We start from the raw sequence: 21,258 nt of genomic DNA, 5'->3' as shown, positions 1-21,258 counted from the left end.
CCTTCCAGCGGGACCTTTCCAACTTCCAGTTCAGGGGAAATTATCCTGGCATCACGACAGTATCGATTGCATGGATTACGCCGTTGCTGGCTTCCACGTCGGTCATGATGATCGTTGATTTGCCGCCAGCGGCATCTTCCAGAATGACATTCTCGCCGTCCAGTGAAGCCTTGAGCGGCGCACCCTGCACCGTAGTCAGAGTCGCTGTACCGCCGCCATCGGCAATGGCTTTGACAACATCAGCAGCCATCACTTTGCCGGCAACAACATGATAAGTCAGCAAACCGGCCAGATCGTCTTTCTTTTCCGGGGTCAGCAAGCTGGCCAAAGTATCCGCGTCAACCTTGGCAAACGCGTCATTGGTTGGAGCGAAAACCGTAAATGGTCCATCGCCGTTCAATGTCTCGCCAAGACCAGCCGCAGTGACCGCGGTAACCAGCGTGGAAAAATTCTCGTTACCCACAGCGACATCAACGATCGTTGCCGATTCGGTAGCTTCAACAGCGGCATCTTCAGTCGCAGTTTCATCTACAGCGGCCTCGGGCGCTTCGGTGGAACAGGCTGCCAATGCAACGACCGCAGCAGAGGTCAGTATAATTTTGGGGGAAAAACGCATGATATTCCTTTCAACAGTTTCAACGGCTCCGATCCATCCGAGGAACGGGCCTGTCAAAAAAATGGTAAGGAAGCCATGCGTTTCAATCCTGTACTTTAGGGCGTATTGGGCGCCTTAGCCCTTGCCTAAAAATACAAAATCGCGATCAAAACATTCAAGATGCGCACCGCCGTCGACAAAAACTGTCTGACCCGTCATCGAACCCGCTTCGGCGAGGAACAGGACGGCCTCGGCAATATCTTCGGGAGAAGACAATTGATTAAGCGGCATGGCCTCGGCCAGCCGCTCCATCTGATTGTCCGTATAATCCTCTGTCGGCAGAGTGAGCCCCGGTGCAACCGCATTGACGCGTAATTTCGGTGCGCAAGCCTTGGCCAGCGTACGAACCGATTCAGCCAGAGCCTGCTTGGACAGGGTATAGCTTAGCTGATCACCATTGGGGTTGCGCACACGCTGATCAACAATATTGACTATTGCCGCCCTCGTGCCGTCACCCTGAAGCGCAGACAGAGAAGTCGTCAGCAATGCCGGAACCACCAGGTTGATCCGCAGATGCCGCTCGAGAGTCTGCTGGTTGATCGAGGACTGGTCATCATATTCGAACAAGGATGCATTGTTGACAATCAAATCCGGCGCTTTGCCGAAATGATCCGTGACGTCGCCCAATAGCTCTTCGACAGAACCATCAATATCGAAATCTGCAACGAAGCCATGCCAGCGCGTCGCATGCTGTTCGAATATCGCCGCAAGTTCTGGTTCCGGTTCGGCATCATTGTGGCCATGCAGAGCAAGAACATATCCAGCAGAGGCGAGCTGCGCCGAAATTTGTGCGCCCAGCCGCCGGCAACCGCCAGTAACCAAAGCCAGTTTCGTTCTGGTTTTGCTCACTTGCGCGATCTCGACAGCGTAATGCCAATGGCTTCACCCTGTTCGGAAATGAGCAGCTTCACAATCTTGACCGTGACCCGCAATACGCTCTCGTCCTGCAGGAACAGCGTTTCAATAATATGGTCTGCCACGGCTTCGATCAGCTTGAAATGCACGCCTTCCGGCAAAGCTTCGGTCGCAGCATGTTTCAGGTCCATGTAATTTTTGGACTTTTCCAGTGGTGTATCCGCCTCGTAGCGTTCCTGAACCTTGAGTTCCGCTGCGATGGAAATACGCAGTGGCTGGGGCAAATGTGTCTCTTCGGAATAGATGCCGGTCAGGACATCAACCTCCAGGTCATTGACCTCCAGGAGTAAATTATCTGTCATGGGAACCTTTCACCACGTTGCACGGACATACGCAAGTCACGCCGCCGGTTCATCACCTGACCAACGTGCATAAATCGCGGTTGGAAGCAATAATCCGCGGGCTTCTTCCCGGACCGCCAGTTCGCCCACTTCAATCTGTCCCTTAAGATGAGCGAGTTTTTCATTGAGCAGCGACCCCAGCGCGAGCGCAGACATCCGCACGGCATAAACTGTCAGAAACAGACACCGGCTATTCGTGTCCAGTAACTGCCCGCAGCTTTCAATCAAGGGTGCCAGATGTTCTTCAAGACGCCAGATTTCTCCATCCGGGCCACGGCCATATTTGGGCGGATCGAGCAAGATCGCATCATAGCGTTTTTCCCGCCGGACTTCGCGCGCCGCAAATTTGGCGGCGTCGTCAATAATCCAGCGGATCGGCCGTTCCGACATACCGGACAAAGCGGCATTGTCACGAGCGGCCTTGACGGATTTCTTCGAGGCATCGACATGCACCAGATTGGCGCCCGCTGCCGACAGGGCCAGCGTGCCCACGCCAGTATAACCAAACAGATTCATCGCCTGCGGGGGCGTGCTTTGACTGTCCAGCTTGTCCAGTTCAGAACGAATCCAGCGCCACACTGGATCCATATCCGGAAAATATGCAAGATGCCGGAAAGGCGTGCACTGCGCTGTAAAACTTACTTCTTCCCAGGTCAGCGGCCAGCCATCCTGTGGCACCGGACCCGTAAAATGCCAGCGCCCGCCACCATCATCATCTGACGCTGGAATAAACTCGCCATCTGACTGCCATTCGGTCTGGTCGGGCGCCCACATGGCTTGCGGCTCGGGGCGAATGAAATGATATTGCCCGTAGCGTTCGAGTTTTCGGCCATCACCGCTATCGATCAGCGCATAGTCACTGCGCGGTTCGCTGATCATCAGCCCTGGCTTGAACGCAATTTCAGCCATTGGCCGGGGTGGCTTTGCCGGTTACAAATGCTTTCACCGCGTCATAATCACCCGGAAGCGTCTCACAAGCTTCTTCACGATCAAAGAGATCGCCAACGCGGCGCGGCAAAGAGGGCCGGAATCCAGTTGCCCGTTCCACTGCCTCGCGAAACTTGCCGGGGTGCGCTGTGGCCAGCGTGACAACCGGAACGGACGGATCGATGTCCATCGCCCGTGCAGCAGAAAGACCGATCGCCGTATGCGGGTCGATAATTTGCGCCGATTCTTCATGGGCCCAGCGCATTGCCATTGCCATGTCATCTGCATCCACGCGGTGACTGGTGAAAATCTTTCCGGCATCGGCTTGCATGTCGGCGCTCAACGTCATGCTGCGTGATTTGTCAAAGGCTGCCATCCGCCCGGCGGTCTTTGCCCCATCCCGTCCTTCGAGATCGAACAATAGCCGTTCGAAATTGCTGCTGATCTGAATATCCATCGACGGTGCCGCGGTGGGTGTTACTGTACCCGCAGAATAGTCCCCCGCGCTCAAGGCACGATGGAGGATATCATTGACATTGGTTGCCACAATCAGGCGTTCGACCGGCAGCCCCATCTGAGCTGCAACATAGCCGGCAAATACATCACCAAAATTACCGGTCGGCACTGAAAACGCGACTTGGCGAGCCGGTGATCCCAGCTGGCTGGCTGCATAGAAATAATAGACAATCTGCGCCATTAGGCGTGCCCAGTTGATCGAGTTCACCGCCGAAATCGCGAACCGGTCGGTCACGCTTTCATCTGCGAACATCCGTTTGACCATTGCCTGGGCATCATCAAAACTGCCCTCCAGTGCAATATTGTGGACATTGGGTGCACGTACGGTTGTCATCTGACGGCGCTGCACATCGGATATCCGGCCGTCCGGATGGAGCATGAAGATATCGACCTTGTCGCGCCCGGCCAGCGCATCGATTGCCGCCGAACCGGTATCGCCGGACGTCGCCCCGACCACCGTGAGATGCTTGTCCTGACGCGCCAGAAATGTCTCGAACAGCAAACCCAGCAATTGCAACGCAACATCCTTGAACGCCAGTGTCGGACCGTGAAACAGTTCCAGCAACCAGTGCTGCCCGTCCAGTTGCGCGAGCGGAGTGACAGCCGCATGCGCAAACCGGCCATATGCCTGTTCGCACAAATCTCGCAGCTCAGCCTCACTAAGCACATCGCCGACAAACGGTTTCATCACCCGCACGGCGACTTCTGAATAAGGCAATCCCGCCATCGCGGCGATTTCATCCGTGGAAAATTGTGGCCATCGCGCAGGGACATAGAGCCCGCCATCGCCGGCCAGACCTGCAAGAGTTACCTGTTCAAAATTGAGTGGCGCACCACCGCCGCGTGTTGAGATATATTCCATAATGGCCAGCGGGTTAGCCTCCGCATCGCGCCAGAGCAAGTTTTATGCTTCGCTGTCCGGCTTGCCCATGGCTCTGACCGCCAGAAAATAGATGATCAGCGCGATCAGCGCGAACAAAAACCACTGCACTGCATACGCGAAATGATTATTGGGAATATCATCCAGCGACGGCCGTGCAGGTGCTTTCAATCCCGCCATCGATCTGTCGGACACCAGCATCGGTCCGGGGCCGGAATCTTCTCCATCCAGCGAGCTTTGCAATGCCGAACCACCGGGAGCCTGTGTGATCCAGCCGGTCACTTCGCCGCCCTGCCAGTCGATTTCCATGTTGGGCCGGTTGCCCACTCCAAAATTGATCAGTGCCCCGGGACCTTCTGCTCCGGTTATGCAGCGCGCTATATAGCGGAACCCTTTGGTCCCATCAGCGGCTGTGCCAGAACCCCCGCGCCAGTCCGTCACACTCAGGCAATTGACCGCCGATTTTCGAAACATCGCTTCATTGGCTACAGGACCCAACTCGGGATAGGCTATGGCAGGACGATCGAGGTTGGCGGCATAGGTTGCGAGCAAAGTGTTTTTCTGATCGAGCCGATCGATCTGCCAGAAACCGAGAAAAACCATGATTCCAACCGCAATCAGAACGATCAGAGTAGATATGACGGGCAAGCGTTTCACTGTCCGTCCTTTTCATCCTGAACGGTGCCTTCTCCAGCTTGGTTGCGGTGCTCCAATATCAGAAGGATCGCCTTGGAAAAACGCAGCGCGCCAACCACGGATGCAACCGTCATCGGGACCCACAGCAAGACATGGATCCATAGCGGGGGATTGAAATTCAATTCCACAATCAGGGCCAGACCCAGAATCACACCGCCAACCACAAGCGTCAGAAACGCAGCAGGTCCGTCTCCGACATTGAAGCGGTCATAATCGAGACTGCAAGCCCGGCACCGGGATGCAAAGCGCGTGACACTGGCGAACAGCGTCCGTTCACCGCAGCGGGGACAAAGTCCAAAAAGGGCAGCCGGAAAAAGATCGGACTGCCCTTTTGATTGATTGGTATCGTTCAAAACTCTGACCTAGTGGACGGGTGCGCCCCAACCGCCCCAGACATAGACGACGATGAAAAGGAACAACCACACGACATCGACAAAATGCCAATACCAGGCTGCAGCTTCAAAACCGAAATGCTGCTTCGGAGTGAAATGCCCCTTGTAGGCCCGCGCAAGGCAGACGATCAGGAAGATCGTGCCAACCAGAACGTGGAAGCCGTGAAAGCCCGTTGCCATGTAAAAGGCCGCGCTATAGTTGATTCCGGCAAACGGGAACGGAGCCACACTATATTCATAAGCCTGAATCGCCGTAAACACCGCGCCCAGACCAATGGTCAACCAAAGACCGGTGATCAGTCCTTTGCGGTTGCCGTGAATAAGAGAATGATGTGCCCAGGTAACGGTTGTACCGGAACACAGCAGAATCATCGTGTTCAGCAGGGGAAGTTCAAACGCGCTGAGAACTTCAATGCCCTTGGGTGGCCATTGCAATAATGCGGCAGCGCCTTCCTGCCCGATGAAATTGGTCGTGATATTATCAACCATTTCCAGTGGCTGAGGGAAGAGAGCGAAGTCGAACCACGCCCAGAACCAGCCGACGAAGAACATAACTTCCGATGCAATGAACAAGATCATCCCATAGCGGAGATGGAGCTGTACGACCGGTGTATGATCACCAGCATGTGCTTCCTTGATGACATTTGCCCACCAGGCGTAAAAAGTCAGCGCCACAAGCGACACACCGGCAGCAAACATCAGAGCGCCGAACTGATAGATATCATCGTGCATCCAGCGGATCCCGCCGATCGCCATCAAGAACGCCGAAAAGGCTCCGAACAGCGGCCAGATGTCTGGCGGAAGAATATGATAATCGTGATTTTTGGCTCCGGCCATGTCGTAATCCCCAAACTTCGTTTGTTATATTTCCTTAGCTTCCACTTTTCGCCGGGTCCAGCGCCTTGCCGTCCTTCGACCGATAAAATGTATAGCTAAGGGTAATCTCTTCGATATCGCGCGTTTCCGGATCATCCATTATCGCCGGATCTACGTAATATAATACGGGCATCCGCATCGTCTGCCCGGGCTTCAACAACTGTTCGGTAAAACAGAAACATTGCACCTTGTTGAAATATTTTCCGGCCTGCACCGGCGTGACATTAAACGTCGCCGTGCCAACCACCGGTTGGTCGGAATTGTTTGTGGCGATATATATCGCCATGTCCCGTGCGCCCACGCTGACCCGGTCAACCGGATTTTCCGGCTTGAACGACCAGGGCAGTGCCGAATTGACATTGGAATCAAATCGCACCGACATCACCCGGGTGGTGGCTTGAACGGTAGCGGCTTGCGCTTCGCCAACCCGCTGGGTGGTTCCGCCATAGCCGGTGACCCGGCAAAAAATCTCATAAAGCGGAACGGCAGCATAACCCATGCCAAGCATCGCCAGTCCCATGAAACCGGCCAGCATCGCGATGCGGCGGTTTTTCCCAGATAGATTATGTGCCTGGACCTGGGTCATGAGATCGACGCGTCAATCTTTACGATGGTGATGAAGTAGAACAGGATGACGAGAAAGAACAGCAACCCGCCCATGATCACAGCGCGCTGTTTCTGCCGCGCCTGATAGACTTTCTGCTCTTCCGGGGTCATTGGTCGATCGTTATTGTCAATCTCGCTCATCCGAATACCATCCGGTCTGCGACGAGCGCTGCAAACAATACAAACAGATAGAAAATTGAAAATTTGAACAGGCGTTTTTCTTCCACCATTTCACCAGGTTCGGAAGTTGAACTGATCATAACCTGAAACGACAGAGCCGAAAAAAGCAGGCTGAGAATGATCGCAGCCACACCATAGACCAGGCCAGTAGCGCCCAGCGCATAAGGAGCAATCGCGCATATCGCGAGGATAAGACTATATCCGAATATCTGCCGCCGGGTCGACTGGCGTCCGGCAACAACCGGCATCATCGGCACACCGGCTTTCGAATAGTCGCTGTTGACGAACAGCGCGAGTGCCCAGAAATGTGGCGGAGTCCAGAAAAAGATTATGGCAAACAACAATACCGGCATGACCGATATATCGCCGGTCACCGCAGTCCAGCCAATCATCGGCGGGAAGGCACCTGCTGCGCCGCCAATAACAATGTTCTGCGGCGTGCTGCGTTTCAGCCAGATTGTATAAGCCACGGCATAAAAGAAGATGGCAAAGGCCAATATAGCGGCGCTGAGCCAGTTTACCGCAAGCCCCATCAGCAAGACCGAAAAGAAGGATAGTCCGATCCCAAAATGCAGCGCCGTTTCCCGTTCCATTCTGCCAGCAGGCAAGGGACGCGTCCGGGTGCGTTTCATCACGGCATCAATATCATGCTCATACCATTGATTCAGAGCGGCGGACGCGCCTGCCCCCAGGCTGATGGCAAGGATTGCTGTGAAGCCAATAACCGGATGCACGGTTCCGGGAGCTGCGAGCAACCCGCACAAAGCAGTGAAAATCACCAGCGACATGACACGCGGCTTGGTCAGGGCGAAAAGATCTTTCGCACTGGCCAGATTGCTGAGTGATGTTGAAGCTGTCGTCATATCCGTTTCAGTTTCCGATTGTCATATTGTCGTCAATGCGGCGGCCGTTTGAGGGCCGCCGCATGACATATTGCGATGTCCCGAGCCGGTTACTTGACTTGCGGGAGGGTTTCGAACTGGTGGAACGGCGGTGGGCTGGACAATGTCCACTCCAGCGTCGTTGCGCCTTCACCCCAGTAATTGCCTTCTGCACGGCGACCAGCGACGAGCGACCAGGCAATATTGACGAAGAAGATCAACACACCAACCGCCATAACGGCATAGCCGATTGATGCAATTTCGTTCCAGTACGCAAACGCATCCGGATAATCCGGGTAACGCCGCGGCATGCTCTGATTGCCGAGGAAATGCATTGGGAAGAACAAAATGTTCACGCCAATGAAGAAGATCCAGAAGTGCAATTGTCCCAGCAGCTCGTTATAATGGCGACCCGACATTTTCGGGAACCAGTAATAGAAGCCGGCAAAGATCGAGAAGACCGCACCAAGCGACAAAACATAGTGGAAGTGAGCAACCACATAATAGGTGTCATGCAGGTTGTCATCGATACCGCCATTGGCAAGAACCACACCTGTCACCCCGCCGACGGTGAACATGAAGATGAAGCCCAGCGCCCAGACCATAGGGGTCTTGAACGTCATCGAACCGCCCCACATCGTCGCAATCCACGAGAAGATCTTGATCCCCGTTGGCACCGCGATAACCATCGTGGCCGCGGTGAAGTACATTTTCACATTTACCGACATACCGGTAGTAAACATGTGGTGCGCCCAGACCACGAAACCGACGACGCCAATGGCGACCATGGCATAGGCCATGCCCAGATAGCCAAAAATCGGCTTGCGGGAGAAGGTTGAGATGATGTGGCTGATCATGCCGAAACCGGGCAGGATCATGATATAGACTTCGGGGTGGCCAAAGAACCAGAAGAGATGCTGATAAAGCACCGGATCACCGCCGCCAGCTGCATCAAAGAATGTCGTTCCGAAGTTCCGATCGGTCAGCAGCATGGTAATCGCGGCAGCGAGAACCGGCAGCGCCAGAAGCAGCAGGAATGCCGTCACCAGAACGGACCAGACAAACAGCGGCATTTTGTGCAGCGTCATGCCCGGTGCACGCATATTGAAGATGGTCGTGATAAAGTTGATCGCACCCAGAATGGAACTGGCGCCAGCAAGGTGAAGCGACAGGATCGCCATGTCCATGGCGGGTCCAACCGAACCGGAGGTTGAAAGCGGTGCATAGACCGTCCAGCCTGTTCCGGCCCCAAGTCCTGTACCTCCGGGGACGAATGTCGATCCGAAGAGCAGCAGAAACGCGGGAACCAGCAGCCAGAAGCTGATATTGTTCATCCGCGGGAAGGCCATGTCCGGCGCACCAATCATCAGAGGTACAAACCAGTTACCAAAGCCGCCAATCATCGCCGGCATAACCATGAAGAAAACCATGATCAGACCGTGAGCCGTGATCAGGACGTTCCAGAGGTGATAGGCCTGATCCATCGAGGCTTCGCTGCCCTGCATCATACCGGCCCAAGCCTGCAGATACTGAATTCCCGGCGCAGCCAGTTCCAGCCGCATCAGGCCAGAAATCGCGCCACCGACAATCCCTGCCACAATGGCAAAAATCAGATAGAGCGTGCCGATATCCTTGTGGTTCGTCGACATGAACCAGCGCTGGAAAAAAGCGGGCTTGTGATCTGCATCATGTGCGTGATCTTCGATATGGCCATCTGCCGTGATCGTGGTCATTTTCTGCTATCCCTTAATTCGCAGCAGCGGCTGCATCTGCAGGCTCGCCATCTGTTGTATTTTCGGCTGTTGTCCCTTCGGCTGCCTCGTCAGCAGCTTCTTCCGATTCATCGCCCTTGACCGTTCCGCCATTGGCGCGGACCCAGTCATTAAACTTGTCTTCCGGCAGAACTTCGACGGTGATGGGCATGAAACCATGACGTGCTCCGCACAGTTCCGAACATTGGCCGTAATATACGCCAACTTCATCAATCTGCATGACTTTCTCGTTGATCCGGCCAGGAACCGCATCAATCTTGAACCATGCGGCAGGAACGGCAAAACTGTGGATCACATCCGCGCCAGTCACCAGCATTTTCACCGGCTTGCCAACCGGGATCACCATGCGGTTATCAGCAGCCAGCTGGAAGGGCTCACCGCGGGCATCAGCTTCTTCTTCCGGAAGCATGTTCGCGATGATTTCGAAATCACCATTGTCGGGATAGTTGTAACCCCAATACCACTGATAGCCAGTCACCTTGATTGTCAGCGCATCATCGGGCGCCGGTTCAAATTGCTTTGCCAGCAAGCTGATCGACGGAACCGCAATCACCAGCAGGATCAAAACCGGAATAACCGTCCAGATAATTTCGATGAACGTATTGTGGGTGGTTTTCGATGGATCGGGATTTGCGCCCTTGCGAAAGCGAACCATAACCCAGAACAAAAGCCCCAGAACGAACAGCGAGATGACCGTAATGATGGGCAACAGGATGATGTTGTTGATCCACAAAGCCTGTTTCCCGGTTGCGCTGACCTGCGGTTGAAAATCAACCCCGCCGTCAACCGGCATGCCAACACCCGGCGTTGGTTTCATCGGAACATAAAGCGCCGGATCAAGACCCGAAGCAGATGCTTCTGCCGCATCAGCTGTTTCTGTTGTGGCCGCTTCCGGCTGTGCATCCTGTGCACTTGCCATTGTCGGTGTAAGAATCAGGCCCAATGCCAGAATCCATGCCTTCACATAATGAGTCATCTATTACCCAACCTCAATTAAACCCCATTTTCCGGGTAGTTCATGGTCTATATTTCATTGGCGGGAAAGAGCAAATACGGCCACAAGCACATCAATAAATCAGACCGGGATCAACCCGTTCGGAGCGGCTTATAAGCGGGGTTGCCGCAAGCCTCAAGCTACTCTACGCATATTTTTTCAGTTTTTGGGCTTCCATTGCCTGAACACAGAACCCATTTCATCAATACTGGCAGGATAAAACAGGAAAAACCCATTGACCGAAGAAGAAATATTGCAGGAATTTCGGGCAAGTGATGCCCTTCTGGAAGGCCATTTCATTCTATCCTCCGGACTGCGCAGTGGACGCTATTTGCAATGCGCGAGACTCTTAATGAACCCCGCTCGTGCTGCAAAAATGGCAGAAGCACTGGCCGCGACTATTCCCCAGAATATTCGCCGGACTATCGATATTGTTGTGTCCCCCGCAATGGGCGGCGTGATTGTCGGCCACGAAATGGGCCGGGCGCTCGGTCTGGACGCGCTGTTTCTGGAGCGCCCCGACGGCACGTTTGAATTGCGCCGGGGTTTCCGACTGGAGCCGGGACAAAAAGTTCTGATGATGGAAGATGTCGTCACCACCGGCCTGTCCTCGCGGGAAGCCATTCAGGCTATTCGCGATGCGGGCGGCGATGTGGTTGCAGCAGGGGCACTGGTTGACCGCTCCAATGGCGCGGCCCAGTTTGATGTGCCATTCTATCCGCTCCTCACACTTGCCGTTCCCACTTTTGCAGCGGATGAATTGCCGCCGGAACTGGCTGCGATTCCTGCAATCAAGCCGGGAAGCCGAGCAAAAGTAGCCGGAGCGTGACCGCTGATTCCCACCTCCGTTTAGGCGTCAACATCGATCATGTTGCAACGATCCGCAACGCTCGCGGCGGGGATCATCCCGAGCCGGTACGCGCTGCTCTGATTGCAGCGCAAGCCGGTGCGGATGGTATTACGGCGCATCTCCGCGAAGACCGCCGCCACATCCGCGACGATGATCTGACCGTGTTGATGGACAAGCTCGACATTCCGCTCAATCTGGAAATGGCGGCCACCGACGAAATGCTGGACATCGCGCTCAGGCACAAACCGCATGCTGCCTGTATCGTCCCCGAAAACCGGGAAGAGCGCACCACAGAAGGCGGCCTGGATGCTGCCGGGCAGCACAACCGCCTGACCGATTTTGTCGGGCAGCTGCGCAACGCGAATATTCGCGTCAGCCTGTTCATTGAACCCGACCCGCGTCAGGTCGAAGCCGCGATCCATCTTGGTGCGCCGGTCGTGGAATTTCACACCGGCCACTATGCCCATGTTTCCGGAGCCGAACGCGAAGCCGAATTGCGACGGATTGCCGATGCCGCAGCGCTGGCAACCAAAAACGGAATCGAGCCGCACGCTGGTCACGGCCTGACGTTCGACAACGTGATCCCGGTTGCAGCCATCCCGCAACTCGCGGAACTCAACATTGGCCATTTCCTGATCGGCGAAGCGATATTCGGCGGACTGGAAGGCAGTATCAGAGAAATGCGCGCGCTGATGGATGATGCCAGGTGAGATACGCCGCATCTCTATCCTCCCTGTCGAAGACGGAGAGGGGGACCGCCCGAAGGGTGGTGGAGGGGCGAAGCGCATCACGCGCCGACTGCGTCAACAACCCCTCCGACGCCTGCGGCGCCACCTCCTCACAGCTTCGCTGCAGGGAGGATAGACTGTGATCATCGGCCTCGGATCAGATCTCTGCAATATCGAGCGCATCCAGAATTCTCTCGACCGGTTCGGCGAGCGCTTCGAGAATCGCGTCTTCACCAAAGTCGAACGCGCCAAGGCAGCGCGGCGCCCCTATACGAAGGCGGGAACTTACGCGAAGCGTTTCGCTGCCAAGGAGGCATTTTCCAAGGCTGTGGGTACGGGGTTTCGGGCCGGTGTATTCATGAAAGATATTGGTGTGATCAATGCCCGCAGCGGCGCACCAACGCTGGCCCTGACCGGCGGCGCAAAAAAACGGCTCGATTCCATGGTCCCGGACGGCTATGAAGCCACCGTTCATCTGACACTCACTGACGATCATCCATGGGCACAGGCATTCGTTATCATCGAAGCTGAACCCGCCAGTCCTTCGGCTGGATCGCGAGCGAGGACAGGTTCACTGCGACCATGAAACAGAAAGATACTGAAGAGAATATGGCACTGGAACAGGCAGACACCGGATCACCGAGTTCTTCCGGAGACGAAAAGGAAAAGACCGACTGGATTGGCGAAATCAAGAGTATCGGCTTGCTGTTGCTGGCCGTGCTGGCTTTCCACAGTCTGGTGGCCAAACCTTTTTATATTCCATCCGTATCAATGATGCCGGGTCTGCTGGTCGGTGACCGCCTGATTGTCAGCAAATATGCCTATGGCTGGTCCTGGGTCTCTCCGACTTTTCACATCTTGCCGCGCATGGAAGGCCGATTGATGGGTTCACTCCCCGAACGCGGTGACATCGTGATCCTGACCCCGAAGGATCAAAGCAGCGACTATATCAAACGCGTGATTGGTCTGCCCGGCGACACCATCGCGCTGCGAGGCGGACAGGTTTTCATCAACAATATTCCCGTGCCGCAAGAAATACAGCCCGATCTGGAACTGCCCGTCGATGCCAATGCGCCGTGCAGTGAGGACGAATTTCCGGGATTGCAGAAAACCAATGCGTCTGGCGAACTGGTCTGCTCGTTGCCAATATTGCGGGAAACTCTGCCGAATGGCGTGAGTTACGACATTATTGATCTCGGTCCGAAATATGATGTCGACGAAATCAGTCCGGTCACCATTCCGGAAGGTAATCTCTATCTGATGGGTGACAATCGTGACCGATCCGCCGACAGCCGTGTACCGGCCCGATTCGGTGGTCTGGACGGGGTAATTCCATGGGAAAATATCGGCGGCCGCGCAGAATTTATTACCTTCTCGCTCGACGGCACCACCAGTCTTAATCCGGTTAGCTGGATCAGTTCTTTCCGGGGCGGAAGGGCCGGGGACAGCCTTCGTCCCGATAACGCTTCTGATCCGGCGGAATAGTCAGCGGCGGACTAAAGCCGCAAACCGGCAGTTTCATCCAGGCCAGCCATGATATTGAGATCCTGAACGGTACTTCCCGCCGCGCCCTTGCCGAGATTGTCCAGGCGCGCAACGAGACGCACCTGATCAGCTTCACCATTTGAGAAAACATACAGTTCGAGCCGGTCCGTAGCGGCATCATTTTCACTCAACAACAACTCGGAAACCGGGCTCCCATCGCTGACGGTAACAATTTGCGAGCCATCATAATGATCTTGCAAAGCCCCAAGCAGATCCGGCGCGGATGCCGACAATCCCATGGCCTTCAGATGCAGCGGAACTTCGACGATCATGCCGCGATAGGCACGAACGACAGCGGGCGCGAAGATCACGTCATGGATCAATCCGGCATGGCGCTTCATCTCGGGCCTGTGTTTATGACCAAGATCCAGTCCATAGCTTCTGAAACCGACGTCAGCTTCGTTGCCAAACCGTTCGATCAGGGCCTTGCCGCCGCCAGAATATCCGGAAACCGCGTTGACGGTATACGGCCAGTCGGCGGGAAGAAGACCTTGCGCAATCAGGGGTGCGACAAGCGCGAGGAAACCGGTTGGATAACATCCAGGATTGGAGACACGACTGGCTTTTGCAATCGCCTCGCGCTGACCGTCCCGGAATTCGGCAAAGCCAAATACCCAGTCAGGATGAGTCCGATGCGCCGAAGAAGCATCGATGATCCGGGTGCTGTTATTACCTACCAGCGACACAGCTTCGCGCGCTGCCTCATCCGGCAAACAGAGAATGACAAAATCGCTGTCGTTAATCGCTTCCCGCCGCGCACCGACATCCTTGCGCCGGTCATCGCTTAGCCGAATCAGCTCAAATTCAGTCCGGGATTGCAGCCGGTCGGCAATTTCCAGTCCGGTCGTTCCGGCGGCACCATCTATGAAAATACTGTGAGTCATGACGCACCGATCAGGTCAGCCGCTTGCGCATCAGAACCGGTTCGTCGGTTCCGTTGCTTTTGAACAGGGCAATCACATCGGCAAGCGGTTCGGACACGACTTTCATCCAGTGCGCATTGGCATGAATCATCCGCTCGCTATCCGCCATCATTCCGACATGCTCCGGGAAAAATACCAGGTCACCGCGCCGAAGATCCGCGTCAGATGCCACTTCGCTGCCAGGCATTGCCATCTGCTGATCCGCATCGCGCGGAGCCGAAATGCCGGTTAAACCGAGGACCATCTGGATCAACCCCGAACAATCGAGACCGTCACCGCTCCGTCCACCCCACAAATAGGGTGCACCGATCAGTTGCTCGGCAAGAGCCGCTGTGCTGTTGGTGCCGTCGAAAACCACCTTGGCCCCGATTTCCTGTACATGACGCACATGGACATATCCCTTGCCGGTTTTCAGAAACTGCCCGCACTCGCTCGGTTCCTGGCAAGCTAGTTTTGCGCCCATCGGCAATCTCTTGATCACACCAGACTTGATTTCGGGCTCGACAAAAATCAATGCCGCTCGCGCAGAAACCAGATGAGTCGGCGTCTTGGTTTTCCGCTGGCTTTGCAAGGCATGGACTGGAACATAACCGACATAACCGTCGTGCGCGCTGCTTCCCCAGGCCCAGTCGCCGGAAACATCAAGCAGATGAAAATCCTCTCCGTGCAGCAATTCGGAAACGGCCTCGTAACTTTTGCCGCCCAGTTTCCGGATCATCGCTTTCGGCGCAGCGCAGCGCATTTCCATCACTTCCGCATAATGGGGCGCAAACATTTTTCCAGCGAGGGCGATATCGGCCAGATCACCGCGATGGGCTGTCACCCTGCGATCAAAATCCTCTTCCGGACCATGCAGCGAGAACTTTGCCCGCGTCGCATTATTTGCCGCTTTCATATCCATTACTATTCATGCACCCCGTTTTGCGCACCCTAAAGCCGCGCGAAAAAACCCATCTATTGCTTTCCGCCGCGTTAGACAAGTCGCCATTGCGAGATCAGACCGGGCCGGAATTACCCTGCATATCGCTTTTTCAGATACGCCCAGCTGGCACGGAGGCCCAGCGCCTCGCCACCTTTGGGTCGACCGGACTTGCTCGCTGGCCGCCACGCGTATGTATCAAAATGCGCCCATGCCACGTCGCCGGGTACGAATTTTTCCAGGAAAAGCGCCGCCGTAATACAGCCCGCAAATGATCCGGTCGCGACGTTGTTTGTGTCCGCAATCGCGCTTTTCAAACGATATTCATAGCGCGACCAGAGTGGCATCCGCCACAGCGGATCATCCTGCTCATCTCCACTTTCCAGCAGACCAGCGGCCATATCGTCATCATTGCAGAACAATGCAGGCAAATCTGGTCCCAGAGCGATACGGGCCGCGCCGGTCAGCGTGGCAAAGTCAATCATCAGCTCCGGTTCGTCCTCGCCCGCCAGTGTCAGCGCATCGCCCAGAACCAGCCGCCCTTCGGCATCAGTATTGCCGATCTCGACAGTGAGCCCCTGACGACTGTTCAGGACATCGCCCGGGCGCAGTGCATTTCCGTCAACCGAGTTTTCGACCGCCGGAATCAGCAGATGGAGCTGCACCGGCAGTTTTGCTTCCATGACAAGCTTGGCCAACGCGATCGCATGAGCTGCACCGCCCATATCCTTTTTCATGATCAGCATGCCGGCAGGCGATTTCATGCTCAAGCCGCCGCTGTCAAATGTCACGCCTTTGCCGATAATCGCGATTTTGGGATGGTCACTTTTTCCCCATTTCAGCTCGATCAGGCGCGGCGCATGTTCCCGCATGGCGGCTTTGCCAACGCCGTGGATCATCGGAAAATTCTTTTCCAGCGTATCCCCGCGCGTCACTTTCAAATCCGCATCATGCGTTTCAGACAGTTTTTCAACGATATCTTCAAGTTTGTCCGGACCCATGTCCGCCGCAGGCGTATTGACCATGTCGCGGACCAGCGCCGTTGCTTCTGCCTGTCGCACGGCCTCATCGACTTGCGCAATCTCGTCTTTGACGAGCAACACGCTGGGACCTTGTTTATTTTCGATTTCCTTGTAGCGCTCAAACTGATGCTGCGGGATCAGCCAGCCAAACAAACCGTCCTTGGCGCTGGCCCCCGCCAGTCGATATTGCCCTTCCGGCAGTTTACCGCCCAGCTTTACAAGATCCCAGGGCTCCATTGCCTTATGGTTTCTAACCCCGGCCACCACTGTGAAATCGCCTTGCTCCGAGCTGTCCTTGTCGACCTTTCCGCCGGTAACCGGAAGCAGCAAATAGGATTCCGGATTGGCGACGAATTTGTAAGCCGTCACAAGGCTGCGCACCGAATCGGGCTGGTCTTTCAACCAGTCTTCAAAGTTGAAGACATCCAGTATCTGGATGGTCCGGGCTTTCTGGCCTTTGTCGGCCGCGATCAGGGTCTTAAAATCAGTCATTTCAGACCTATAGACCGACTCGTTGCCAAGTGCGAGAGTCGAATCAGGCGGCTACGGTTTCCGCGTCACTGGACATATTGGACACGGGATCGGGGTTTTTGGCCTTCGCGAAAACGAGCGTGCCGTCTTCAATGGTGCGATGCCGGAGATTGATGATATCTTTGGGATAGTTCTGATTCAGCCGCCAGGGCTTTTTCTGCCCCTGCTTCGGCAAGTCGGAAATCGCGCGCCGAACATATCCAGACTTAAAATCAAGCAACGGTTCCAGCTCCATACTGCCGTCTGCCGGCAACGTCGGCGTCGCGCTGTCGTATCCCTTGCGTTCCATGACATTGATTACACGGCACAGATATTCGCTGGTCAGGTCAGCCTTCAAGGTCCAGCTGCTGTTGGTATAGCCCATGGTCATGCCCAGATTGGGCACGCCGGAGAACATAACACCCTTGTAATTGACAGTCTCGCCAAAATTGACGGTCTCGCCGTCGACATCAAATATCGCGCTGCCGCCAGTAGACAGTTTCAACCCGGTTGCGGTGACGATGATGTCTGCTTCCAGCGTTTCGCCAGATTTCAGCAATATCCCGTCTTTGACAAACCGGTCGATATGGTCCGTAACCACCGATGCCTGCCCTGACTTGATGACATTGAACAAGTCACTGTCCGGAACAGCGCACAACCGTTCGTCCCACGGGTTATAACGCGGCTTGAAATGAGTCATGTCATAATCCGGACCCAGCTCCTCGCGGACCATATCGAGCAGCTTCTTGCGGACCATTTTCGGTTTCTTGCGCGCCAGATTAAACGTAAACAACTGGAAAAGCACGTTGCGCCAGCGGGTGATCAGATAGGCTGCCTTGCTCGGCAGGAATTTCCGCAGCGCCAGTGCAAACTTGTCCTCACCTGGCCTGGATGCGACATAGCTGGGAGACCGCTGAAGCATGGTCACATGTGCTGCGGTTTCCGCCATTGCAGGAACGACCGTTACAGCCGTCGCCCCGCTGCCGATGACAACGACCTTTTTGTCGGCATAGTCGAGGTTTTCTGGCCAGAATTGCGGATGTACAATCTCGCCTTCAAAATCATCACGGCCTTCGAAATGCGGATCGTGGACCTCATCATAGCTATAATAGCCGGAGCACATGAAAAGGAAATTGCAGCGAATCTGGCTGCTGCCGCCATCCCCATGCGCGAGGCTGACCAGCCATTCCGCCGTGTCGCTTGACCAGCTGGCGGACACGACTTTGCGCTCGAAGCGTATTTTGGATTCTACATCATATTCCGCCACGGTCTCGTGGAGATATTCCATGATGTTCGGACCATCTGCGATCGCTTGCCGCGAAGTCCACGGTTTGAAATTATAGCCGAGCGTATACATGTCGCTGTCGGAACGAATCCCGGGATAGCGGAACAGATCCCATGTCCCGCCCAGCCGTTCTCTGGCTTCAACAATCGCATAGCTTTTTCCGGGCGAACGTTTTGTCAGGTGCACGGCGGCGCCAATGCCTGACAAACCAGCGCCGACGATCAGCACGTCAAGTTTTTCAGTTGTCATATGCCACTTATTACTGACATTGATGTTAATTGCAAGCGTGTGTTGGAGACTGCGCGCGCCGCTTACTCTTCTTCCAAAATCCAGTTCACGGCGGCATCGGCATGAATCTCGGTACTGTCGTAGATCGGCAGGATATTGGCTTTCGTATCCACGATCATGTCCAGTTCCGTCGATCCCAGCACAATCGCATCGATCTGCTGCTTGGCCATATCGGTGATGAAGGTTTTCAGAGTCCGCTCGGAGTCCCGCTTCACGTTGCTGAACATCAATTCTTCGTAAATGATCCGGTCGATTTCCTCGACCCGCCCCTCATCCGGAGGTGTCAGCGTAATGCCCTTGCCAACGAGCCGCTTGCGGTAAAAGCCTTCGGTCATCACATTGCGGGTCCCGATCAGCGTCGCGGTCTTGATCCCGTCGGCTACCATGTGATCACCGACGCACTCGGCAATGTGGAGGATTGGAATATCAACCTCGGGCGCGACTTTCGGATAGACCTTGTGCATCGCGTTGGAACAGATCAGCATTGCAGTAGCGCCCGATTGCTGGAGCCTTTTGGCGGAACGGATCATCAATCCCGCCGCCGCATCCCAGTCATCATCGGATTGCAGCCGCGCATAGTCGCTGAAATTGACGCTCTCGATCAAAAGATGTGCGCTTGAGAATCCGCCCAGCTTGCGCTGCACCTCGCTATTGATCCGGCGATAATAATTCTCGGTCGAAACCCAGGACATTCCGCCGATCAGACCAAATTTACGCATGAAACAGTTTCCCGATATTGTGACCCAAAAGAGGGGCTTGTTACCGGATTACAAGTCAACCGGATTACAAAGCCTTAACAATATCCTCGCACATTTTCTTTGCATCAGAAAGTAACATCATGGTCTGGTCCATGTAAAATACTTCATTGTCGACCCCGGCATAGCCCACGCCGCCCATCGAACGCTTGATGAAGAAGATGGTTTTGGCCTTGTCGACATCAAACACCGGCATGCCGTAAATCGGAGATCCCTTGTCGGTTTTCGCCGCCGGGTTCACCACGTCATTGGCGCCAATGATGAACGCCACATCCGCCTGTGCAAATTCGCTGTTGATATCTTCCAGCTCGAACACCTCGTCATAGGGCACATTGGCTTCCGCCAGCAGCACGTTCATGTGCCCCGGCATCCGGCCCGCAACCGGGTGAATGGCATATTTGACGCCAACCCCCTCTTCCTTGAGCATGTCACCCATTTCGCGCAACGCATGCTGAGCCTGCGCCACAGCCATGCCGTAACCCGGAATGATGATGATATTCTCTGCCTGCTTCATCATATAGGCAGCATCTTCAGCCGAACCACGCTTCCATGGGCGATCGATTTTTTCAGCACCGTCGGATGGGCCGCTGTCTGCGCCAAAGCCGCCAGCAATCACGCTGATGAAACTGCGATTCATGGCCTTGCACATGATGTAGGACAGGATCGCACCCGAAGACCCTACCAGTGCGCCAGTGATGATCATCGCGGTATTGCCAAGCGTAAAGCCCATGGCCGCCGCTGCCCAGCCGGAATAGCTGTTGAGCATGGATACAACCACCGGCATGTCTGCGCCGCCAATCGGAATGATCAGCAGGAAGCCGATGACGAAGGCCAGGGCAACAATCGTCCAGAAGATCATCGCAGTTTCGCCGGTCGGCATGATCGCGAAATAACCGGTCAGGCCAATAATTCCGGCCAGCACACCCAGATTGATGACATGACGTCCGGGCAACATGATTGGGGCACCGGACATATTGCCGTTGAGTTTCAGAAAAGCGATAACCGAGCCGGAGAATGTAATGGCACCAATGGCGACGCCGAGCCCGAGTTCAATCCGGCTGACCGTGAGAATCTCGCCCACCGCATCCACAATTCCAAAGGCTTCGGGATTGAGATAGGCCGCAACGCCCACCAGAACGGCGGCCATACCGACCAGAGAGTGAAAGGCTGCCACAAGCTGCGGCATATCGGTCATCGCAATTTTGCGCGCCGTGAAGAACCCGATCGCGCCGCCGATTGCAATCGCCACTGCGATCTCCGGCAGGCTGGCCACGTCGTGTGTCAGCAGGGTCGTCACCACGGCGATCAGCATGCCGATCATGCCATAGCGGTTACCCGCCCGGCTGGTTTCAGGTGAAGACAGTCCGCGCAATGCGAGAATGAAAAGAACACCGGCGATCAGATAGGCAACCGCAACCCAGGGGTTAACCGCTTCGCCCGATGCCGCCATGGCCGGTGTTGCAAAAGATGTTGCAAGGAATAGCGCCGCTGCGCCCCCGATAAGCTGGCGCATTATTTGCGCTCCTTTTTCTTGTACATCGCGAGCATCCGCTCGGTCACGGCAAAGCCGCCAAATATGTTCACGCTGGCCAGAACGACGCCGATCAGGCCAAGCCATTTCGCAATCGGACTACCCGCCGCAGCCGCCGCTATCAGCGCCCCGACGATTATCACCGAGCTAATCGCATTGGTCACCGCCATCAGCGGAGTGTGCAAGGCCGGGGTCACCGACCAGACGACATAATAGCCGACAAAACAGGCCATCACGAAGATTGAGAGAATTGATATAAAGTCCATTTTAT

The 21,258-nt window shown here is 55.3% G+C and carries 24 protein-coding genes; 4 read left to right on the top strand and 20 right to left on the bottom strand.

The window, feature by feature from the left end:
• Positions 1-40: 40 nt before the first annotated feature.
• The 13 genes from ABJI30_RS01225 to coxB form a co-directional block, all read right to left on the bottom strand.
• A complete protein-coding gene (locus ABJI30_RS01225; RefSeq protein ID WP_348015073.1) occupies positions 41-616 on the bottom strand; it encodes a fasciclin domain-containing protein in 576 nt (191 codons plus the stop codon).
• Between the two features lie 114 nt (positions 617-730).
• Entirely contained in the window at positions 731-1,504 is a 774-nt protein-coding gene (locus tag ABJI30_RS01220) for an SDR family oxidoreductase (RefSeq protein WP_348015072.1), read from the bottom strand.
• Positions 1,501-1,872, bottom strand: a complete 372-nt coding sequence (locus ABJI30_RS01215) for a dihydroneopterin aldolase (protein ID WP_348015071.1) — start codon at positions 1,870-1,872, stop codon at positions 1,501-1,503. The genes ABJI30_RS01220 and ABJI30_RS01215 overlap by 4 nt, the downstream gene beginning before the upstream one ends.
• Positions 1,873-1,908: 36 nt before the next feature.
• Complete coding sequence (locus ABJI30_RS01210; protein ID WP_348015070.1) at positions 1,909-2,820, bottom strand: class I SAM-dependent methyltransferase; 912 nt, start codon at positions 2,818-2,820, stop codon at positions 1,909-1,911.
• Positions 2,813-4,216, bottom strand: coding sequence for a threonine synthase (gene thrC / locus ABJI30_RS01205; protein WP_348015069.1), 1,404 nt, complete (start codon positions 4,214-4,216; stop codon positions 2,813-2,815). Before thrC ends, ABJI30_RS01210 begins: the two co-directional genes overlap by 8 nt.
• A 42-nt stretch (positions 4,217-4,258) precedes the next feature.
• Positions 4,259-4,891 carry an SURF1 family protein gene (locus ABJI30_RS01200; RefSeq protein ID WP_348015068.1) on the bottom strand — a complete coding sequence of 211 codons (633 nt, stop codon included), beginning with the start codon at positions 4,889-4,891 and terminating at the stop codon, positions 4,259-4,261.
• Entirely contained in the window at positions 4,888-5,283 is a 396-nt protein-coding gene (locus tag ABJI30_RS01195; RefSeq protein WP_348015067.1) for a DUF983 domain-containing protein, read from the bottom strand. Before ABJI30_RS01195 ends, ABJI30_RS01200 begins: the two co-directional genes overlap by 4 nt.
• Positions 5,284-5,292: 9 nt before the next feature.
• A complete protein-coding gene (locus ABJI30_RS01190; protein WP_348015066.1) occupies positions 5,293-6,159 on the bottom strand; it encodes a cytochrome c oxidase subunit 3 in 867 nt (288 codons plus the stop codon).
• 34 nt (positions 6,160-6,193) lie between these two features.
• The gene (locus ABJI30_RS01185; protein WP_348015065.1) at positions 6,194-6,784 is read right to left on the bottom strand and encodes a cytochrome c oxidase assembly protein; all 591 of its coding nucleotides are present in this window, start codon (positions 6,782-6,784) and stop codon (positions 6,194-6,196) included.
• Entirely contained in the window at positions 6,781-6,945 is a 165-nt protein-coding gene (locus ABJI30_RS01180) for a hypothetical protein (protein WP_348015229.1), read from the bottom strand. The genes ABJI30_RS01185 and ABJI30_RS01180 overlap by 4 nt, the downstream gene beginning before the upstream one ends.
• The gene (locus ABJI30_RS01175; RefSeq protein WP_348015064.1) at positions 6,942-7,847 is read right to left on the bottom strand and encodes a heme o synthase; all 906 of its coding nucleotides are present in this window, start codon (positions 7,845-7,847) and stop codon (positions 6,942-6,944) included. Before ABJI30_RS01175 ends, ABJI30_RS01180 begins: the two co-directional genes overlap by 4 nt.
• Before the next feature lie 89 nt (positions 7,848-7,936).
• Positions 7,937-9,598, bottom strand: a complete 1,662-nt coding sequence (gene ctaD, locus ABJI30_RS01170) for a cytochrome c oxidase subunit I (protein ID WP_348015063.1) — start codon at positions 9,596-9,598, stop codon at positions 7,937-7,939.
• 13 nt (positions 9,599-9,611) lie between these two features.
• Positions 9,612-10,613 carry a cytochrome c oxidase subunit II gene (coxB, locus tag ABJI30_RS01165; protein ID WP_348015062.1) on the bottom strand — a complete coding sequence of 334 codons (1,002 nt, stop codon included), beginning with the start codon at positions 10,611-10,613 and terminating at the stop codon, positions 9,612-9,614.
• A 253-nt stretch (positions 10,614-10,866) separates the two neighbouring features.
• On the opposite strand from coxB, the gene pyrE reads away from it, so the two are divergent.
• The 4 genes from pyrE (at position 10,867) to lepB (ending at position 13,694) form a co-directional block, all read left to right on the top strand.
• Complete coding sequence (gene pyrE, locus ABJI30_RS01160) at positions 10,867-11,460, top strand: orotate phosphoribosyltransferase (RefSeq protein WP_348015061.1); 594 nt, start codon at positions 10,867-10,869, stop codon at positions 11,458-11,460.
• Positions 11,457-12,191, top strand: a complete 735-nt coding sequence (locus tag ABJI30_RS01155) for a pyridoxine 5'-phosphate synthase (RefSeq protein WP_348015060.1) — start codon at positions 11,457-11,459, stop codon at positions 12,189-12,191. The genes pyrE and ABJI30_RS01155 overlap by 4 nt, the downstream gene beginning before the upstream one ends.
• A 157-nt stretch (positions 12,192-12,348) precedes the next feature.
• Positions 12,349-12,795 carry a holo-ACP synthase gene (gene acpS / locus ABJI30_RS01150; protein ID WP_348015059.1) on the top strand — a complete coding sequence of 149 codons (447 nt, stop codon included), beginning with the start codon at positions 12,349-12,351 and terminating at the stop codon, positions 12,793-12,795.
• The gene (lepB, locus tag ABJI30_RS01145) at positions 12,792-13,694 is read left to right on the top strand and encodes a signal peptidase I (protein ID WP_348015058.1); all 903 of its coding nucleotides are present in this window, start codon (positions 12,792-12,794) and stop codon (positions 13,692-13,694) included. Before acpS ends, lepB begins: the two co-directional genes overlap by 4 nt.
• A gap of 11 nt (positions 13,695-13,705) precedes the next feature.
• Here the strand turns inward: lepB and argC are convergent, their stop codons facing one another.
• The 7 genes from argC to ABJI30_RS01110 form a co-directional block, all read right to left on the bottom strand.
• On the bottom strand, positions 13,706-14,638 hold the full coding sequence (gene argC / locus ABJI30_RS01140; protein WP_348015057.1) for an N-acetyl-gamma-glutamyl-phosphate reductase: 933 nt from the start codon (positions 14,636-14,638) through the stop codon (positions 13,706-13,708).
• 10 nt (positions 14,639-14,648) lie between these two features.
• Positions 14,649-15,578: a C40 family peptidase gene (locus ABJI30_RS01135; RefSeq protein ID WP_348015056.1), complete on the bottom strand. Its 930-nt coding sequence runs from the start codon at positions 15,576-15,578 to the stop codon at positions 14,649-14,651.
• A 110-nt stretch (positions 15,579-15,688) separates the two neighbouring features.
• The gene (locus ABJI30_RS01130) at positions 15,689-17,110 is read right to left on the bottom strand and encodes a leucyl aminopeptidase family protein (RefSeq protein ID WP_348015055.1); all 1,422 of its coding nucleotides are present in this window, start codon (positions 17,108-17,110) and stop codon (positions 15,689-15,691) included.
• Between the two features lie 43 nt (positions 17,111-17,153).
• A complete protein-coding gene (locus ABJI30_RS01125) occupies positions 17,154-18,662 on the bottom strand; it encodes an NAD(P)/FAD-dependent oxidoreductase (RefSeq protein WP_348015054.1) in 1,509 nt (502 codons plus the stop codon).
• Between the two features lie 62 nt (positions 18,663-18,724).
• Positions 18,725-19,420, bottom strand: a complete 696-nt coding sequence (locus tag ABJI30_RS01120) for an amino acid racemase (RefSeq protein ID WP_348015053.1) — start codon at positions 19,418-19,420, stop codon at positions 18,725-18,727.
• A 64-nt stretch (positions 19,421-19,484) separates the two neighbouring features.
• Complete coding sequence (locus ABJI30_RS01115; RefSeq protein ID WP_348015220.1) at positions 19,485-20,906, bottom strand: NAD(P)(+) transhydrogenase (Re/Si-specific) subunit beta; 1,422 nt, start codon at positions 20,904-20,906, stop codon at positions 19,485-19,487.
• 62 nt (positions 20,907-20,968) lie between these two features.
• Entirely contained in the window at positions 20,969-21,253 is a 285-nt protein-coding gene (locus ABJI30_RS01110) for a proton-translocating transhydrogenase family protein (protein WP_348015052.1), read from the bottom strand.
• Positions 21,254-21,258: the final 5 nt, after the last annotated feature.

The organism is Parasphingorhabdus sp. (genome assembly GCF_039968395.1).
GTDB lineage: Bacteria > Pseudomonadota > Alphaproteobacteria > Sphingomonadales > Sphingomonadaceae > Parasphingorhabdus.
The sequence above is the reverse complement of the archived record's forward strand: the minus strand, read 5'-3'. Positions and strand labels throughout refer to the sequence as shown.

Coding starts and splice junctions, on each gene's coding strand:
- ABJI30_RS01130 (WP_348015055.1), bottom strand. CDS start 17,110: ATGACTGATTTTAAGACCCTGATCGCGGCCGACAAAGGCCAGAAAGCC.
- lepB (WP_348015058.1), top strand. CDS start 12,792: ATGAAACAGAAAGATACTGAAGAGAATATGGCACTGGAACAGGCAGAC.
- ABJI30_RS01225 (WP_348015073.1), bottom strand. CDS start 616: ATGCGTTTTTCCCCCAAAATTATACTGACCTCTGCTGCGGTCGTTGCA.
- ABJI30_RS01215 (WP_348015071.1), bottom strand. CDS start 1,872: ATGACAGATAATTTACTCCTGGAGGTCAATGACCTGGAGGTTGATGTC.
- ABJI30_RS01120 (WP_348015053.1), bottom strand. CDS start 19,420: ATGCGTAAATTTGGTCTGATCGGCGGAATGTCCTGGGTTTCGACCGAG.
- ABJI30_RS01175 (WP_348015064.1), bottom strand. CDS start 7,847: ATGACGACAGCTTCAACATCACTCAGCAATCTGGCCAGTGCGAAAGAT.
- coxB (WP_348015062.1), bottom strand. CDS start 10,613: ATGACTCATTATGTGAAGGCATGGATTCTGGCATTGGGCCTGATTCTT.
- ABJI30_RS01110 (WP_348015052.1), bottom strand. CDS start 21,253: ATGGACTTTATATCAATTCTCTCAATCTTCGTGATGGCCTGTTTTGTC.
- thrC (WP_348015069.1), bottom strand. CDS start 4,216: ATGGAATATATCTCAACACGCGGCGGTGGTGCGCCACTCAATTTTGAA.
- ABJI30_RS01210 (WP_348015070.1), bottom strand. CDS start 2,820: ATGGCTGAAATTGCGTTCAAGCCAGGGCTGATGATCAGCGAACCGCGC.
- ABJI30_RS01115 (WP_348015220.1), bottom strand. CDS start 20,906: ATGGCGGCATCGGGCGAAGCGGTTAACCCCTGGGTTGCGGTTGCCTAT.
- ABJI30_RS01190 (WP_348015066.1), bottom strand. CDS start 6,159: ATGGCCGGAGCCAAAAATCACGATTATCATATTCTTCCGCCAGACATC.
- argC (WP_348015057.1), bottom strand. CDS start 14,638: ATGACTCACAGTATTTTCATAGATGGTGCCGCCGGAACGACCGGACTG.
- ABJI30_RS01180 (WP_348015229.1), bottom strand. CDS start 6,945: ATGAGCGAGATTGACAATAACGATCGACCAATGACCCCGGAAGAGCAG.
- ABJI30_RS01125 (WP_348015054.1), bottom strand. CDS start 18,662: ATGACAACTGAAAAACTTGACGTGCTGATCGTCGGCGCTGGTTTGTCA.
- ctaD (WP_348015063.1), bottom strand. CDS start 9,598: ATGACCACGATCACGGCAGATGGCCATATCGAAGATCACGCACATGAT.
- ABJI30_RS01135 (WP_348015056.1), bottom strand. CDS start 15,578: ATGGATATGAAAGCGGCAAATAATGCGACGCGGGCAAAGTTCTCGCTG.
- ABJI30_RS01185 (WP_348015065.1), bottom strand. CDS start 6,784: ATGACCCAGGTCCAGGCACATAATCTATCTGGGAAAAACCGCCGCATC.